The sequence below is a fragment of the Novosphingobium sp. G106 genome, from assembly GCF_019075875.1.
Lineage (GTDB): Bacteria > Pseudomonadota > Alphaproteobacteria > Sphingomonadales > Sphingomonadaceae > Novosphingobium.
Map to the genome: position 1 here is coordinate 5,934,853 of NZ_JAHOOZ010000001.1, position 17,726 is coordinate 5,952,578.

The following is a 17,726-nucleotide window of genomic DNA, read 5'->3' on the forward strand; positions in this document are numbered from 1 at the left end:
CATGCGCTTCGGCGTTTCGCTGTCAGCGCGGCTGATCGCGCTCTCGATCCTGCTCGCGCCCGCGGCTGCCCTGGCGGGCCCTCCGTTCCTTACCGACGACCCGGAGCCGACCGAAACCGGGCATTGGGAAATCTATGCGCCGCTGTTCGAGGCCGCGGGACGCGGAACGGATTTCTCGGGTTCGGCGGGCGTCGAGGTCAACTATGGCGCGGCGCCCAATCTGCAACTGACTGTCGGGCTGCCCGCCGCCTATACGCACGATGCCGGCGGTTGGCGCTGGGGTGCCGGCGATCTCGAAGTCTCGGCCAAATACCGCTTCTATCGCGACGAGGCTGCCGGCGTGCAGGTCGCGTTCTTTCCCGGGATGACGCTTCCCACCGGCAGCAATGGCATGAGCGCGGGCAGGGTCACGGCGCTGCTGCCGATCTGGCTGCAGAAGGATGCCGGCGCATGGTCGGTGTTCGGCGGCGGCGGCTATGCGATCAATCCCGGCTCGGGCAACCACGACTACTGGACCGAGGGCGTTGCGGTCACCCGGCACCTCGGCGATCGACTCCTGCTGGGCGTCGAGGCTGATCACCAAGGTGCGGATACGATCGGCGGCAAGGGCTCGACCAGCCTCGGCGCGGGCGCCATCTACCTGTTGAAGGCGCCGTTTCGTGTCCTCGTCTCAGGCGGCCCTACCTTCGACGATGGCGGCGGCGCAGCCGGTTTCCATGGCTTCCTGGCGCTCGGGGTGGATTTCTAGAGTTTCAGTGGGCGAGTCCTGAGCCTTGGCAGTTTGTTGAAACCGCAACCGGCCCCTTGCCTGCGTTGTCATAAATGATCCTAAAATTGGTAATAAACCCAGCTCGGAGGCCCGAATGACAATCTTGGAGCGCAGGGCGTGAGGCTTTTGGTGGTCGAAGATGATCCGGTCATTTCGCGGTTCATCAGCCAGGGGCTTGGCCAGATGGGTCATGAAACCGCTCTCGCCTGTTGCGGCGCCGAGGCGATCGCCCAATGTGACGGTCCGCCATTCGACGCGATCATTCTCGACCGCATGTTGCCCGATACCAGCGGCATTGCGCTGCTCGACGAATTGCGCCGAAAGGCGTCCTTTCCGCCTGTCGTGATCCTTAGCGCGCTTGGCTCGGTGGAAGATCGCATCGAGGGGCTCGATGCGGGGGCCGACGACTATCTCGTCAAGCCCTTCGACATGGCTGAGCTAGCCGCGCGTATCAACGCCGTCGCGCGCCGGAAAACGGGTCGCGAGAGTGATGGTGGCCTCACCGTTGGGGCATTGAAGCTCGACCCCGCGAGCCATCAGGCGATATGCCGCGATCGCAGCACCGCGCTCAACCGCAAGCAATATTCGCTCCTGGCTCATATGATCCGGCAAGCTGATCGGCTGGTGACGCGCGGCATGCTGCTCGAACATGTCTGGGGCTACTCGTTCGAGCCCGCCACCAACATCGTCGAAAGCAACATGAGCCGCCTGCGGACGAAGCTGCTGGAGATCGATTGCGATCCGATCGAGACGCGTCGGGGTTCCGGCTACATCCTGCGATCCGAACGGTGCGCGTAAGACGGGTCACCAAGGTGCCGCAACCGAAGGTCGGCCGGCTGGCAATCCAGTTCGGGGTGGTTTTCGCGCTGGCGATGGGCTTTGCCGGTGTGCTGATGTTCTTCATCGCCGAAGCGCGGCTCACTGCCGAGGTCGACAAATCGCTGCTGCGCGACCGGGATCGACTGCTGGGCAGTCCGAGCCCCGCCCCGGATTCGTTGGCGCTGCCCAAACTGACCCGGCGGATAGCCGAATGGGAGACGAAACGGACGATCTCCGACAAGGGCCATGTCGTTTTTGATGCCGCGGGGCACCCGCTTTTCGGTAATATCGCCCTGGCTATGCCGCCCGAAGGCTATTCGGCTGTGACGTTTCGCGATGGCGACGGGGTTCCGCGTGAAGGTCGTGCCTACCGTCAGCAGCTAGGCGGCGGAACTTCTCTCGTCATCGTCGCGCACAGCGAAATCGTCGAGGACCTGAATGCGATCCTCCCGCCGCTTGCCGTGGCCCTGTCGCTGACCATCGCTGCAGCCGGTATCGCCGCTACCTGGCTTTTTGCGCGGCAGATTGCCGTCCGCCTGGTCGAAACGCAGCTCGCTGCGGACGCCATCGCCAATGGCAACCTCAAACGCAGGGTGCCGATGAACCGGCTGGACGGGATGTTCGCGGTGCAGGCGGCCAGCTTCAATCGCATGCTCGATCGCATGGAAGAGATGCTCAAGGTCCAGCGCCAGTTCGCCAGCAATCTGGCGCACGACCTCAGGACGCCGCTGACGCGGCTGCGCGGGCTTCTGGCGGCGCCGGATGGCGATCATGGCCGGATGGTCCAGCGTGCCGAGCGCGAATGTGCCTCGATCATTGCGATATTCGACGCGCTGCTGCGTCTTTCCGAAATCGAAGCTGGGCGTCATCCAACCGCTTTGGGGCCGCTGTCGTTCAAGAACGTGATCGAGGATGTCACGGAATCCATGGAGCCGGTGCTCGGCGACAATGGCAGCGCTTTGGTCGTGGGTCCGCTCGGCGATCTGGCAATCCTCGCCGATGGCCCCTTGATCCATCAGCTGTTGGTCAATCTGCTGGAGAACATCGCATTGCACACGCCGCCGGGCACGACTGCGCAGGTTTCGCTGCGCGAGGATCGAACCCGCGCGATGGCAATGCTGACCATCGCAGACGATGGTCCCGGCCTTCCGACGAACGAGCGTGCGCGCGTGCTGCAGCCGTTCGAGCGCGGTTCGACCAGCGACAAGGTATCGGGTAGCGGTCTCGGCCTTGCGATTGCCCAGGCCATCGTCCGCTTCCACCGCGGCGAACTGCGGCTGACCGACAATCGCCCCGGACTGGCGGTGGAAATCCGCCTGCCGATGGTCGGCATCGAACCGCCTGCCTCGCTGCGCGAACGGTCAGAGCTCGTCGGCTGATCGAACCCTGTCAGTCGATCGTTTTGCGGATGCTGAACCGGACGGTCCGGCCGATCGGATCTAGCAGCCAACGCTGATAGGCGAGCGGCGTCCGGCCCGCGGCATCGCGAACACGCTGGTAGGAGTCGAACGGGTTGTCGACGGCCAGCAGCAGCCGCACGCCTTCCAGCCACGGCATGGCCTCGGCCAGCGCCTTGTTCTTGGCTGGGAAGTAGAACAGGCGGAAATTGAGCTGGAAGCGATCGTCGAAGCGCAGGTTGCCGAGGTTGTCCGCCCCGGCCTCTCCACCGCTGGTCCAGATTGCGTTGGCGCGCAGTCCGAAGCCATCGTGCGTCGCGCTGAGCTGGGCGTCGACCTTGTGGCGCGGCACGCGCAGCCCGTCGCCGAGTTGATTGCCGTTCACCAGATCGATGGCCGGCGTGCCCGGGTCGAGGCGAACCCGGTCCTTCAAGCGAACGGTGTCGCTCAGGCTGAACTGAATCGTGCTGCCCGCCGCACCGAACGAATGTCCTCCGCCGAAACCGCCCCCACCAGGGACGCGCGGTCCTTCGCTCTTGCTGAACGTCTTGCCGAAAGTGAGCGCCAGACGCAGCTCCTGCCGATCTTCGCTCGCGGCGTTGAACGGCCGGATGTCGACAAGCGTCACGGCGCCGGACGCGTTGCGCACAATGCGGTCCGTCAGCGCGGCTTCGGTCGCCGCGCTGACGCCCGGGAAGGCGAGCAGCGGGTCGCGGTCGTGGATCGCGGTGTAAGTCGCCGTCAGGCCCAATCCTGCCAACGGCTTTGCCGAAATCTCCGCCTTGGCGATCGAACGCCGATCGGCCCGGAGCGAAGGGTTGCCGCCGTCGATGCGGGCCGCGGTGAAGGAGCTTCCGGTCGTGTAGTCGAAAAAGGCGGCATCGGGCGTCGTCTCGACGAGCCCGCCGCGCTGGGTAAGGGTCGGAACGGTCTGATCGCGCGACGCGGCCAGCAGCAGCGAGAGGTTCTTTGCGGGCTTCCAGCTTAGCGTCGCACCGAAACCCTTGATCGTGCCGGCATCGGAATAGCGGTCCACCGATCCATTCAGCCCGCCGTCGAGGGCGCCGATAGGACTGCCATGCTTTAACAGTGGAAGGTCGAGCGAAGCCTGGCCTCCGGCATGGTTGCGCGCGAGATCCGTGGCGCCGCTGTCCTGAAACGATCGTATCGTCTCGCGCCCTAGTGCCGCGCCAAGCGTCAGGTTGACCGCACCGGCCGGCAGATCGCCGAGGGGGCCGCTGGCGAAGAGGTCCGTGCCTATGAGCTGGTCGTGGCTGGACGACCTGGTCTCTCCGCGCGCAGTGAGCAAGGCGGCCGGGGGCGGCGCGAAGGGATCGGCAATGCTGCCGCTGTCCAGCGCGGCCTGCAGCGCCGTCGCGTCAACACCGCCCATCTTGTGACGGTTGAGGTCGGTATGGTCGAAATTGCCGGCGGCGGACCACTGCCAGGCGCCATAGCCGGCCAGCTGCGCGCCGAAATGATAGGTATCGGTCGCCGTCGTTCGCGACTGGACCGGGTCATCCGGAAGGCTGCGGCGCAGCCGGACCGGACCCGAGAACGGATATGCGCTGCCGGCCGGAATGATGGTTTCGGCGATCGCCGGGCCGAGCAGTTCGTCGGCGACCAGACGATCGAACTTGGCATTCGCGGAAAGCGCCATTCCGCTGGGCAAGGCCCGTGCGAAGGTGCCGTTGGCGGTGAACTGTTTCGTGCTGGGGATCAGCGTGTGAAAGCGCCCGGTATCGTCGGCTACAGTGGCGGCAGCGAAATCGCTGAGCGCCCTGCCGTCGGCCGGGACGCCGGCGAAGTCGGCCGACAGCGGCAGGAGAGCGCCGCCCGCCGGATTGGACAAAATGCCCGCGGTGCTCGCGGCCCGCGTGTCGATCGGCCGGATCACCTGCCGCTTGGCCTCGGTGATCGCGTCGCCGATCTGGTATTGGAGGTCCATCGTCATGCGATTGTCGCCGGCGATGTCGACGAGATTGAGCTCGGTGTTGAAATCGTTGCGCAGGCCGTTCGTAGTGACTCGATCCTCGAGCTCGCCCGTCCCGGCGGCGTAGCGCGGCTTCAGGACGATGTTCACCGGCTTCGACGTGGCGGGATAGCCCAGCCGCAGAGCCGCTTCCTCGGGCAATATGTCCACGCGCTGGATCGCCTCGGGCGGAAGATTGCGAACCTCGTCGAACGAACCGATGCGACGACCGTTGACGAGCAGAACCGGCCCGCTTCCGGCGCGGCCCTGCGATCCGCCGGTGAGCGGGGCAAGCTGGGCGAGAATGTCGGCGAGATTGCTGGCCCCGAGCGCGGTTACGGCGTCGCTGCCGAACGATACCTGCGCTTCGAGCGGCCCGGCGACGGTGGCGCGTAGCCGTTCCGCCACCACGACGATCGGCTGATTGCCGTTGTCCGGCGCCTCCGCTCCCGCAACGACAGGTGCCTCGTCGGACACCGATACAGCGGGCGCGCCCATGGCCTGGGCGAGAAGCAAAACGAGAGAAATGGAGGACATGATCGATCCGGATCGCGGCAGAGGCGCAGCCCTATGCAGGCAGTAAGACAGTGTCGCTAGCAGGAGAATAATTCTAATTTTGCAATATTGTCGGGGCCGAAAATTCTAAATTTGCAATGTTCGGCAAATCGTCACTACCACCCCGGCAAGAGTCTCGGTTCTGTCATACAGCAGGCATAGCCGGCCCTTCGAACCGACGTCTTTCAAGGTCGGAACAAGGGAAAATTCTATGCTCACCAGAAATCTGGTAACTGCCGTTTTGGCAGTATGCCTTGTTGCGCCTGGCGTTGGCGCGGCCAAAGGATCGGCTTCAATCGGTGCGGTCTCCTACAGCGTCGTCGATCGCATTCCTGCGGCCGATGGCGGCTGGGATTTCGCTGCCGTGGATGCCGACAGCGGCAAGCTCTACGTGGCCCGCAGCAACGCGATCACCGCGGTTGACCTCGCGAGCCGGAATGTCACCGATCATCTCGCCGACGCGCATCGCGGGCATCAGGTCCTGTCGATCGAAGGCGGCAAGACCCTGTTCGAAACCGATGGCGAGACCGGCCTCGGCCGCTTCATCTCGGCTACCGACGGAAGCGTACTTGCCGAAGTGGCGACCGGCACCAAGCCCGATGCCGCCTTCCTCGACCCGAAGACCGGCCTGATCGCGGTGATGAACGCGGGCGACGGCACGGTGGCGCTGCTCGATCCCGCCAAGCGTTCGCTCGCCGGCAAGATCGATGTCGGCGGCGGCCTTGAGTTCGCGGTCGCGGACGGCAAGGGCGGGGCCTTCATCAATATCGAAGATGCCAACACCATCGTCCACGTCGACCTCGTCGGTCGCCGCAAGACGGGTACTATTGCGCTTCCGGGCTGCGAAGGCCCCACAGGCCTTGCCCTTGTCGCCAACGGCACGCGTCTGATCTCCGCATGCGCCAACGAAGTCGCCCTGGTGATCGACACCGCGACGGGCAAGACGCTCGAGACGCTGGCCATTGGCCGGGATCCCGATGCGGTGCTCGTCGACGAGGCCCGCGGGCTGGCGTTCATCCCCTGCGGCGGCAGCGGCACGCTGATCGCGCTGGCGATCGGTGATGCGGACCACATCCACGTCGCCCAGACCATCCAGACCCAGGTCGGCGCCAAGACCGGCGCCATCGATCCGCGCAACGGTCGCATTTACCTGCCGACGGCGACGCTCGCGCCGCCCGAACCCGGCGCCAAGCGCGGCAAGCCGGTACCCGGCAGCTTCGTCGTTCTCGTCGTCGCCCCCACCGCGTGACCCTTTCCTGCATCGGAGAATACCCCGTGAAGGCGATATTCCTTTCCTTCGCCGTCCTTGCGCTGCCCGCCATTCCGACCCTTGCCCAGGCGCAAGCGGTGGCCCCCGTCGCCACGGCGCCCAAGCCGCCGACGCAATTCCAGTACCTGAACCCCGCCGACTTCGAGCCCGCCCGTCTCTTGCCGGCACCGCCGGCGAAGGGCTCGCCTGCCGAAAAGCTCGAGCTCGAGACGCTGCGGGCGCTGATCGCATCGGCCAGCACCGCCCGGCTCGAACAGGCGAAGTGGGACGCGGCCCACGAGGACTCCGCAATCTTCAGCACGACCATCGGGCGCGACATCACCAAGCTGCCCGCCACCTGGGAACTGCTGGAGATCGTGCATAGCGAGGCGAACATCGCCGCAGGCCTCAGCAAGGTCTATTTCGGACGCACGCGGCCCTGGGGCCTCGATCCGGCGCTGCACGACTGCGAAGGCAAGCCCAACGCCAATCCGCTGCGCGGCTACCCCAGCGGCCACGCTACGCTGTCCTATTCGGTCGGCTACGTCCTCGCTCAGCTGCTGCCGGGTCAAGCCTCGGCCATCCTGGCCAAGGCCGACGACTATGCCCGCAGCCGCGAATATTGCGCCAGCCACTTCGCCTCGGACACCGCCGCGAGCCACGTGGTCGGCACGCTCGCCGCTGTCCGCCTGCTCGCCGATCCGCGTCTTGCGGACCGGGTAGCGGCCGCGCGCGCAGAACTCGCAGCGCACTGATTTTCGACCAACTCGAGAAAACATGAGGGAACAATGGCCAAGTCAACCACCCGCGCGGCGCTGCTAGCCGCTTCCGCCCTGATCGTGTTCGCCATGCCGGGGGCCGCGATGGCCGCTGGCGAGGCTACAGCCGCCGACGCCGGCGCGAATTCCGGCGATGCCGCCGACCAGAATTCGAGCGCCGGTCAGGCCGGCCAGGCGAACGACAAGCAGTCGCTGACCTCTTCGGACATCATCGTCACCGGTTCGCATACGGCCGAAACCGCGCCGATCACGGCTTCGCTGACGACGACGCAGCCGCAGGCAGCGGTCAGCCGCGAATTCATCGACAATGCCAATGCCGCCTCGGACTTCAACGCGCTGATCATGCTGACCCCGGGCGTGTCGATCACCGGCAACGGCAACGGCGCCGGCCTCAGCGAGACCAAGGCGGTCATCCGCGGCTTCCAGGACGGCGAATACAACGTCACCTACGATTCGATTCCCTTCGCCGACACCAACAATCCGACCCATCACTCGACCGCCTTCTTCCCGTCGAACACCATAGAGACGATCGTGGTCGACCGCGGCCCGGGCAATGCAAGCCAGCTTGGCCAGGCGAGCTATGGCGGCAACCTCAACCTCTATTCGCGCGCGGTGCAGGATGAGATGGGCGGCCAGGTCGAAGCCATCCTCGGGAACTGGAACACCTTCATCGCCCGCGCCGAGTTCCAGAGCGGCAAGATCGAAAGCCTGGGCGGTGCGCGGGTCGTGCTGACCGGCCAGTATCTGCGTTCGGACGGCGCGCTGACATTCTCGCCGGTCGGTTCGAAGAACCTCTACGGCAAGGCCGTGATCCCGGTCGGCGCGTCGAACACGCTGACGCTGATGAGCACGTGGAACCGCAACTTCTATTACCTGTCGGACGTCGCCAAGGGCGGAACCTGCGGCAGCGCCACCGCGGCCACCGTCGGCACGGTCAAGACCGTTGCCGCCGACGCTTCGGGCATTCCGCTTACCCAGCTCACTGGGACCAACTGCGCCTCGACATCCGAAGTCGGCACTTACGGCAAGAACTTCGGGATGACGAACGACCCCACCTTGGCCAGCTATTACAAGTACAACCGTACCGACAAGACCACCGACTTCTCCTACATCCGCCTGCAGAGCGAGCTGGGTAGCGGGTTCTCGCTGGATAACCGTGCCTACATGTACGGCTATACCAACCACACCAAATCGGGGAACGGCACTTCGGCCGTGACGCTGAACGGCAACGTGCCGGTGTTCAGTTTCCCGTCGGGCGGCGTGGTCACCGGCTTTTCGGGCGCGGGCACCGCGGCCTCGCCGTCAGTCGCCGTCAAAGGCCCGACCGGGGACGTGCTGGGCTACGACAAGCTGAACAAGTATCGCGTGCTCGGCTATATCGGTCAGATCAACTACGAGTTCTCGATGGGCAAGATCCGCGTCGGCGGCTGGTACGAACATGCCGATACCGATCGCCATCTGTTCGATCTGGACATGACTACCGGACTGCCGAGCTACAACGAGAAGTTCAATAACGGCAACGGCACCGCTGCACAGAGCGCTCTGCCCTCGACCGCGCTGGCCAATACGCAGTACCTCCAGCATTCGACGTGGAGCCAGTATCAGCTTTTCGCCGAGTTCGAATTCCGCCCGATCGAGAGCCTGTCGATCACGCCGGGTGTCAAATACGTCCACTTCAACCGTGGCATCGACGCTGCCGTGAACCAGAAATCGCGCACGCCGATCGATACCAGCGCGACCTGGACCAAGACGCTGCCCTTCGCCACGGTGAACTGGCAGGCCATGACCAACTGGTCGTTCTACGCCCAATATGCCCAAGGCATGTACGTGCCCGACCTGTCGAGCTTCTACTCGGCATCGGGCACGCTCTCGACCGCGCTCGATGCGCTTCGGCCGCAGACCTCGACCAACTACCAGGTCGGTACCGTCTGGCACGGTCACGCCGTCTCGCTCGACGTCGATGGCTATGTCATCAACGTCGACAACAAGATCGGCACCTGCACCACCGTCGGCTGCGACACCTCGTTGCTCGTCAATATCGGCTCGGTCCGCTACAAGGGCGTCGAGGGCGAGATCAGCTACATGCCGGTCCGGGGCCTGACGCTCTACGCCAACGGCTCCTACAACTACGCCCACAGCGTGACGACCGGGGCGCAGATCGCCAAGGCGCCGTTCACCACCGCCGCCGCCGGCATCACCTACAGCAACGAGGGCTTCCGCCTGTCGTTCAATCAGAAGTATGTCGGGCCGCAATATGCCAGCGAGTTCAGCGGCAGCCCCGGCTATCGGCTCTACCGGATCAAGCCCTACAGCATCGGCGAATTCGCGATCAGCCAGGAAATCGGCGAGCACTTCCGCATCGGCCTGAACGTGTCGAACGTGTTCAACAGCCGTGCGGTCACCGCTATCACCAACAGCGCGTCGGGGGCACCGACCTCGGGCGGCTTCCAGAGCGGATATGGTCAGCTCGACCAGTTCAACTTCCTGCCGCCGCGCTCTTTCCAGGTCGATGCCCGGGTGAAGTTCTGAGCCAGCCTATCGGGATACGGCGTACGGCTTAGGGCTCATCGGCAAGTCTGCATTGGTCGGCTTCGATCTTCACCAGCCGCCCACGGTCAGTCATTCTTGGCACGGGAGCTCTTGCGAATATCTCCGAAAGGCAGGGGTTCCCGCAAGCGCGACCGGGTGAAAAGAAAACCCCCGCATAAGCGGGGGCCGTAGTCCAAGAGGCTCTTCGATGCTGTTGGCCAGCGTTCATGCGCTGGCTGATATGTCACGCGTTCCCAACTTTGCGACCCGAAAACGCATTGTTGCAACGACGGCGGCGCGCGGCTGTTTCCGCAGCGGATTGGCAAAAAACAATGTCCGGGCCGCGCCTGGAACCAACTGCCGACCGCTGGGTTCTAGACGCGAGTTGCCGCCGGGGTTCAACGGTAAGAGGTCTTATGCATTTGATTGTCTTGCTCCTGGCACTGACGTTTCTCATCGGCTTCCTGGGATTTGGCGCGCGCTGGTATTATTCCGAGTCCCAGGTGAAGCGTCGCGAAGATCAGCGCCGGATACTGGGTCCCTACAAGCGCTGGTAGCCCGGTGGATCGCCCGCGCGGCCGCGCCCTCGGCCGCTGGCGATCAGAAGGCGGAATCGGCTGAATTCGGACATATGCGCCTGCTCCCAGGAGGCGGGAAAGCTGCGACGCTGTCGCCGTCATCGTGACGTTCTAAGCGGCCGGTATCTGCACCTGAATACCGCGCACCCTTCATCGCAGGGGGCGCTCGTTCCACCGTATTAACCAGTTCCCGACAGAAGTTGGCAACCAGCGGGGTCGTTTTCTCACCTCAGGCAACGGGGGGATTGAAGAGGAAATGACCGATGCTGGAACTAACCCAAATTCGCCCGATCGCCGTGATGGGACCTCAGGGCGCTCCGCTAACCCGCCACTCGCTGCCCGCCTTGGGCGAGCGCTGGACCGCACGCCGCAAGGCCGATGTGGTGGCGGCGGTGCAGGGCGGTCTTCTGACGGTCGATGAGGCCTGCGATCGCTACCGGATGAGCGTCGAGGAACTGGCCTCCTGGATGCGCACCGAGGAACGGCTCGGCGTGCGCGGGCTGCGCGTCACCTGCGTGCAGCGCAACCGCGAGATGTGGCGCGCCGACGCGCTGAACTGAGCTGTCCTATATAAGTAGCTGGAAGGGCGCGGTCATGGCTCCGCGCCCTTCACGCATTCAGGGCCGGCGATCGTGTCCGCGACCGCGGCCTGTTTGACACCCACAGCCAGCCGGGTCCGGATAGGCGATAGGCCCGTACCGTGGGCTGTGCCGCGTGGATTATGTCGCGTCCACGCAACTCGCTTCGAGACATCGAGCCTCGATCTGCCGCTGGCAACCATCCCCATCCTTAACGTCATTTACCGGCTGAAGCGTCGGGCGGCGGAATCGTGAGTCAGCGATGGCACACGCTTTACGCTTCGTTCACCAAGTCGGTTTACTGGGAGAGTAGCCGGTCCAAATGGCTTTGGATCGGATGAATACGATACTCTCTCTCGTCCTTCCCCGGCCTCACGGTCGGGGATTTTCGCCCCGAAAAGCCGAGGAACTAGCGGTTTGAAGGGTGGAGCGAGAGGTTAAGTAAAAAAATTTTCAGCAAGGCCTAAAATATCTGGCTCGACGAAAAACGGCAGAAATCTGGGACTTTCGAGGTAACCTAACCCCCAGTTTCAGCCGGTCGGATTCAGAAATTTTAAGTCCGCGGTAACCGAGGGCCTTAACAATATCCCTTAGCAACCGCTCTTGCTGTTGGCAGTCGCTCGAAGGGTCGGGCGGCACCCACCTGGGAGACCGGGTGAGTTTTTAGGAACTGATCATGGCTGTTATTAACACTAACATCGCCGCCATGAAGGCGGCGAATGCTTCGACTTCTGCGAGCAAGCTGCTGGGCAGCGCGATGGAGCGTCTGTCGACCGGCAAGCGCATCAACAGCGCGAAGGACGACGCCGCTGGCCTCGCCATCGCGACGACGATGACCTCGCAGGTCCGCGGCATGACACAGGCGATCCGTAACGCGAATGATGGCATCGCGTTGGCGCAGACCGCCGATGGTGCGCTCAACGAAGTCACCAACATGCTGCAGCGCATTCGCGAACTGTCGATCCAGTCCAAATCGGGCACCTACAGCGATACCGACCGTGGCAACCTGCAGGCGGAAGTCTCGCAGCTGACCAGCCAGATCGACGACATCCTGAACAACACCAAGTTCAACGGCGTGACGCTGTTTAGCGAAGGTGGCTCGGCCAGCACCGTCACGATCACGATCCAGGCAGGCTCCGAAGCCGGCTCGACGATCGACCTTACCATTTCCGGTGTCGACGGCACCAAGCTCGGCACGTCGCTCGACGTGAGCACTACGACCGCTGCGGCCACGACGATCGACAACATCGACATCGCGCTGACCGGCATCAACACGACCCGCGCCGCACTCGGTGCCGGCCAGAGCCGTCTGGAATCGGCCGTCAACAACCTGACGACCAACATGACGAACCTGTCCGAAGCCCGCTCGCGGATCGAGGATGCCGACTACTCGTCGGAAACGACGGCGCTGGCCAAGGCCCAGATCCTCAGCCAGGCATCGACCGCCATGATTTCTCAGGCCAACCAGACCCAGCAGAACGTGCTGTCGCTACTCCGGTAACGGCACGGCTGAACTAACGGCTTGATCAAGAAACGCCTGTCCCTTCCAGGCGCGCCCGGCGGTCCACAGCGGACCGTCGGGCCCTTGCCGCATGTGCGTCGCACGCGGGATGAAGGAATTGCGGTTCACAGCTTGGTTGCGGCCAGCGTGAAGACCGCCAGGATCAGACAGACCAGTCCGGCCAGGAAGCTCCTGTCAGCCCAGCGTTCGAAACGGCTCGGTTCGGGCTCACGGCGAATGGCGATGTAGGACAGCAGGCAGCTGGCGCTGAGGCAGGCTGCTGCAACCCAGCCGATCTGATCGGCAATCGTCCTTTCCGACGTCCCGGTCAGATGCAGTCCGGTTATGATGATCAGCGCGATCCCCAAAAGGTTGGACGCCGCATTGAGGATATGGTGATGTCTGGGCATCCGCCGAGGATAGCGTCAGTCGATGAACCCCAGCCATCCCGAATTTCCAGACGAATTCCCGCCCGGTGCCTTCGGCCGCCAGGACGAGGGAGACGATCTCGCCTTCTACGCACCGCCGCGGCTGGTGACCCATATCGACGATGGCGCTATTGCCGCGCTGACCAAATGCTACCGCGACCTGTTGCCCGCTGGCGGCACCGTGCTCGACCTGATGTCGAGCTGGGTCAGCCACCTGCCGCCCGAACTCGAACTTGCGGAATGTGTCGGCCACGGCATGAACGCCGTGGAACTCAAGGCCAACCCGCGGCTGACGCGGTGGTTCGTCCAGGATCTCAACCGTGACTCCACGCTTCCGCTGGACGCCGCCGCCTTCGACGCCGCGCTGTGCTGCGTCAGCGTCCAGTATCTGCAGCAGCCGATCGCGGTCTTTACCGAAGTGCGCCGTGTGCTGCGCCCCGGCGCGCCCTTTATCGTCAGCTTCTCCAATCGATGTTTCCCGACCAAGGCCGTGGCGATCTGGCGCGCGCTGAATATCTCCCAGCACGCCAGCCTGGTCAGTCTCTATGCCACGCGCGCCGGCTTTGCATCGGTCGAGGCGAAGCTGCTCGCGCATGGTGGCGATAGCGACCCGCTCGTCGTGGTGATCGCCCGGGCCTGAAGGGACTGCAGCGCACCAAACAAGCGCTACGAAATAAATCGCTTGCCCCCGCGGCGGCTTGTCCGGAAGCTTCCCGAAAAGGGAGAGCGAGCATGCGGATTCTGCAAGGCTTCAAGGTCGTCGACGTCACCGCCTGGGCCTTCGTGCCCTCGGCCGGCGGGGTGATGGCGCATTGGGGCGCCGACGTGATCAAGGTCGAAAGCCCCAAGGCGCCCGATCCGATGCGCACGATGGGCGGCACGCTCGAACCCGGCGGCGCGAGTACGCAGTTCAAGCACTACAGCCGCGGCAAGCGGTCGATCGCAATAGACCTGACCACCGAGGAAGGCCGCGAGCTGATCTACAAGCTTGCGGCCGATGCCGACGTCTTCCTCACCTCATACCTCGCGCCGACCCGGCGCAAACTCGGCATCGATGTCGACGACATCCGCAAGGTGAACCCGAAGATCATCTACGCGCGCGGCAGCGGGCACGGGCCGAAAGGGCCTGATGCCGACCGGCCGGGCTACGATGCGCTGAGCTGGTGGTACCGCGGATCGCTCGGACAGACCTCGATGGACCTGTCGAACCTCGAATGGCCCGCGCACATGGTCGGGCATGGCGACGGCATGTCGGGCATGGCCTTCGCCGGCGGCATCTGCGCCGCGCTGCTCCACCGCGAGCGGACAGGGGAGGCGACGGTAGTCGACTCCTCGCTGATGGGCACGGCGGTCTGGTTCAACGGGCCGGCGATCATCGGCGCTCAGTTCAATCCGGTCACGCGCAATCCCGGCCCCGCCAAGCGTCCGCCGCCGCCGCCGGGCGCGCCGGCTGGGCTGATCTCCGCCGTGCGGACGATCTACCAGACGCGCGACTACCGCTTCATCAACCTGCTGTTCCTGACCGACGACGACCGCGACTTTGCCGACTTCTGCCAGCGGATCGGGCGCGAGGATCTGGTCGCCGATGCGCGCTTCACCGTGTCGCGCAATCGGCAGGCCAACTCGCATGCACTCCAGGCGATTCTCGAGGCAGAATTTGCCGCCCGCGACTTCACCGAATGGAAAGCGCTGCTCGCCAAGGCGCGTGGCGCCTGGGCACCGATCCAGAGCCCCGAGGAAATCTACGAGGACCCGCAGACCCTGGCCAACGGCTTCGTCCGGCATGTCGAGTACCCCAACGGCGGCAGCCTCAAAGTGCCGGTCCCGCCGATCCTGTTCGATGAGGAAGCCGGCGACCCGCCGCGTGCGCCCGAATTCGCCGAGCATACCGACGAGATCCTCGCCGAGCTCGGCTGCGATGCCGCGGCCATTCGGCGCTACCGGGAGGCGGGAACGGTCGCTTAGCCGTGGGTCTCGTTGTTTCTGCGACACTGTGACGCTTTAGCAACGGTTGTACGATTGCCCTTCGTCATAATTCTATATACGGCGAAATACAGCTAATCGGCCGTTGGGGGTATTTCGTCATGGTTTCACGCGTTCGCCAGGTGCTTTGCGCCGCACCTTTGCTCGTCTCCTGCATTTCATCGACGGCCTGGGCGGATGAAGCCGAGCGACCGGCTTCGGCCGACGTAGGCGGTGCCATCTCGCCGATCATCGTCACCGCGCGGCAGCGCGTGGAGAACCTGCAGGACGTGCCGGTGGCGGTTTCGGTGGTACAGGGCGATGAACTCGACCGCGCCTATACGGTCAACACCACGGGCCTCTCGACGCTGGTTCCGGCGCTCAACTATTCCTCGGCCAACCCGCGCAACACCTCGTTCACGATTCGCGGACTGGGTTCGAGCGTGGTCGCGGTCAGCCAGGCCAACGACGGGCTGGAGCCGGGCGTAGGCTTCTATGTCGACCAGGTCTATCACGCGCGCCCGGCCACGGCCGCCTTTGACTTCACCGACATCGAGCGGATCGAAGTGCTGCGCGGTCCGCAGGGCACGCTGTTCGGCAAGAACACCACGGCCGGCGCGATCAACATCACCAGCCGCCTGCCGACTTTCACGCCCGAAGCCAGCGAAGAGATCAGCTATGGCGAGCGCAATTGGCTGCAGGTCAAGGCCTCGGGCTCGCTGCCCGTGATCGACGACAAGCTGGCGGTCCGCGTCTCCGGGCTGATGACGCGGCGCGATGGCGTGATCACCAACATCCGCTATGGCGGGCACAAGCAGAACAACATCGGCAACCAGGCTGTCCGCGGCCAGCTGCTGTTCAAGCCGTCCGACGCCTTCCAGCTGCGCGTGATCGCCGATTTCTCGAATTTCGAGAACGAGTGCTGCACCCAGGTCTATTTGCGCGTCGGCACCAGCCTGCGCCCGGCCGCGCGCCAGTACCCGGCGCTCGCCGCCGGACTGAACTACCAGCCGGCCAGCACCAATCCCTATGACCGCGTGACCGACATCGACGCGGCGCTGGGCGTCAACACCAACGAAGGCGGCGTCTCGGCGATCGCCGACTGGAACATCGGCGGCGCGACGATTACCTCCGTCAGCGCCTGGCGCTTCTGGAACTGGGATGCGGCCAACGACCGCGACTATACCGGGGTCAACATCCAGGTGACCCAGCACATCCCCTCGCGCCAGGACCAGTACAGCCAGGAATTGCGCATCGCCTCGAACGGCGATGGCCCGTTCCACTATGTCGCCGGGCTCTATTACTTCCATCAGCAGCTCAACGGCCGGCCGATCTCCATCTATGGATCACAGGCCGCCTACTGGCTGATCGGGCCGACCTTCACCTCCGGGGCCACCACAGTGAACGTCCCGGCTAACCTGCTCGACGGCTATGGCACGGACGGACGCACGCATTTCCGCACCGACAGCTACGCGGCATTCGGCGAGATGAACTACGACATCACCCCGCGTTTCACCGTGACCGGCGGCCTGCGCTATACCTATGAAGACAAGGCTGGCGACTATGACTCTCCGGTCTTCGGCGGTCCCGCGCTGACCGGCACGCCGGCGCAGATCACCGCCCTGACGAATGCGCGCCTCTCGATCCTGCGGCAGCAGACCTATGCGGCGAAGGACAAGGGCGGCAGCCTCTCGGGCCGCGCCAACCTGGCCTACCATTTTACCGACGGCATCATGGGCTATGCGAGCTTCGCGCGCGGCTTCAAGTCGGGCGGCATCAACATGTCGGGCCTGCCGCTGACCAGCACCAATCAGCCGGCGCTGGCGACCGCGGTGGTCAAGCCCGAGCGCAACACGACCTATGAGGTCGGGCTCAAGACCCAGTTCCTCGACAACCGCGTGCTGTTCAACCTGACCGGCTACCTGACCAAGGTCCGCAACTTCCAGGCGACGATCGTGGACAGCAGCCAGACCGTTGCGCTGCGCGGATATCTCTCGAACATCCCCGAAGTCGAGGTGAAGGGCATCGAGGCCGACGCCATCGTCCGCCCGGTCGCCGGCCTGACGATCCGCGGCAGCCTGGCCTATTCGCACGGAGAATATACGAACTACCCGGCCGGGCCTTGCCCGCTCGAAGTGCAGACCGCGGCCACCGTGCCCTGCAACTTCACCGGCAAGCCGCTGGTCGGGCTGCCGCGCTGGGTGGAGACGCTGGGCTTCGACTATGCGCTGCCGGTCGGCGGCAGCGGCGGCAGCCTGGTGGCCCACGGCGATACCAGCTGGCGCAGCAGCTACTACGGCGATCCCAGCCTGTCGAAGTACACGCTGATCGACGGTTACAACCTGACCAATGCCAGCATCGGCTATCGCTCGGACAGCAACTGGGAGATCAGCGTCTTCGCCCGCAACCTGTTCCAATCGAACTATATCCAGAACCTGACGATCCAGGCCGGCAATTCGGGCCTGATCCTCGGCACGCCGAGCGATCCGCGCACTTTCGGCGTGACCTTCCGGGCCTGGCAGTAAGGGCAATCACGTAGAGTCGAGGGGTCGCGAGAGCAGCCTTTCGGCTCGACGCTGCGCCGTCTCCACTTGTCGCACTGCAGCAATA

Annotated in this window: 13 protein-coding genes; 11 read left to right on the top strand and 2 right to left on the bottom strand. The window is 64.4% G+C overall.

The genetic code is table 11. The annotated features are described in order from the left end of the window. Window position 1 precedes the first annotated feature (1 nt). From KRR38_RS28915 to KRR38_RS28925, 3 genes are all read left to right on the top strand, one after another. Window positions 2-748: a transporter gene (locus tag KRR38_RS28915; RefSeq protein WP_217406836.1), complete on the top strand. Its 747-nt coding sequence runs from the start codon at window positions 2-4 to the stop codon at window positions 746-748. A 138-nt stretch (window positions 749-886) separates the two neighbouring features. After that, window positions 887-1,567: a response regulator transcription factor gene (locus KRR38_RS28920; protein WP_217406837.1), complete on the top strand. Its 681-nt coding sequence runs from the start codon at window positions 887-889 to the stop codon at window positions 1,565-1,567. After that, entirely contained in the window at window positions 1,558-2,967 is a 1,410-nt protein-coding gene (locus KRR38_RS28925) for a HAMP domain-containing sensor histidine kinase (RefSeq protein ID WP_309141167.1), read from the top strand. The genes KRR38_RS28920 and KRR38_RS28925 overlap by 10 nt, the downstream gene beginning before the upstream one ends. A 10-nt stretch (window positions 2,968-2,977) precedes the next feature. Here KRR38_RS28925 and KRR38_RS28930 read toward each other — a convergent pair whose 3' ends face one another. Beyond that, window positions 2,978-5,494, bottom strand: coding sequence for a TonB-dependent receptor (locus KRR38_RS28930; protein WP_217406838.1), 2,517 nt, complete (start codon window positions 5,492-5,494; stop codon window positions 2,978-2,980). Window positions 5,495-5,723: 229 nt separating this feature from the next. Here KRR38_RS28930 and KRR38_RS28935 point away from each other — a divergent pair, with 229 nt between their 5' ends. The 5 genes from KRR38_RS28935 (at window position 5,724) to KRR38_RS28955 (ending at window position 12,726) form a co-directional block, all read left to right on the top strand. After that, window positions 5,724-6,761 carry a YncE family protein gene (locus KRR38_RS28935; protein WP_217406839.1) on the top strand — a complete coding sequence of 346 codons (1,038 nt, stop codon included), beginning with the start codon at window positions 5,724-5,726 and terminating at the stop codon, window positions 6,759-6,761. A 26-nt stretch (window positions 6,762-6,787) separates the two neighbouring features. Then, a complete protein-coding gene (locus KRR38_RS28940) occupies window positions 6,788-7,516 on the top strand; it encodes a phosphatase PAP2 family protein (RefSeq protein WP_217406840.1) in 729 nt (242 codons plus the stop codon). A gap of 33 nt (window positions 7,517-7,549) precedes the next feature. Next, on the top strand, window positions 7,550-10,069 hold the full coding sequence (locus tag KRR38_RS28945; RefSeq protein WP_217406841.1) for a TonB-dependent receptor: 2,520 nt from the start codon (window positions 7,550-7,552) through the stop codon (window positions 10,067-10,069). A gap of 841 nt (window positions 10,070-10,910) precedes the next feature. Next, entirely contained in the window at window positions 10,911-11,207 is a 297-nt protein-coding gene (locus tag KRR38_RS28950) for a DUF1153 domain-containing protein (protein WP_217406842.1), read from the top strand. Between the two features lie 694 nt (window positions 11,208-11,901). Beyond that, complete coding sequence (locus KRR38_RS28955; RefSeq protein WP_217406844.1) at window positions 11,902-12,726, top strand: flagellin; 825 nt, start codon at window positions 11,902-11,904, stop codon at window positions 12,724-12,726. A gap of 125 nt (window positions 12,727-12,851) precedes the next feature. Here KRR38_RS28955 and KRR38_RS28960 read toward each other — a convergent pair whose 3' ends face one another. Then, on the bottom strand, window positions 12,852-13,136 hold the full coding sequence (locus KRR38_RS28960; protein ID WP_217406846.1) for a hypothetical protein: 285 nt from the start codon (window positions 13,134-13,136) through the stop codon (window positions 12,852-12,854). 22 nt (window positions 13,137-13,158) lie between these two features. On the opposite strand from KRR38_RS28960, the gene KRR38_RS28965 reads away from it, so the two are divergent. The 3 genes from KRR38_RS28965 (at window position 13,159) to KRR38_RS28975 (ending at window position 17,641) form a co-directional block, all read left to right on the top strand. After that, a complete protein-coding gene (locus tag KRR38_RS28965) occupies window positions 13,159-13,794 on the top strand; it encodes a methyltransferase domain-containing protein (RefSeq protein ID WP_217406847.1) in 636 nt (211 codons plus the stop codon). Between the two features lie 92 nt (window positions 13,795-13,886). Further along, window positions 13,887-15,119, top strand: coding sequence for a CaiB/BaiF CoA-transferase family protein (locus KRR38_RS28970; protein ID WP_217406848.1), 1,233 nt, complete (start codon window positions 13,887-13,889; stop codon window positions 15,117-15,119). A gap of 119 nt (window positions 15,120-15,238) precedes the next feature. Further along, window positions 15,239-17,641: a TonB-dependent receptor gene (locus KRR38_RS28975; protein WP_217406849.1), complete on the top strand. Its 2,403-nt coding sequence runs from the start codon at window positions 15,239-15,241 to the stop codon at window positions 17,639-17,641. Window positions 17,642-17,726: the final 85 nt, after the last annotated feature.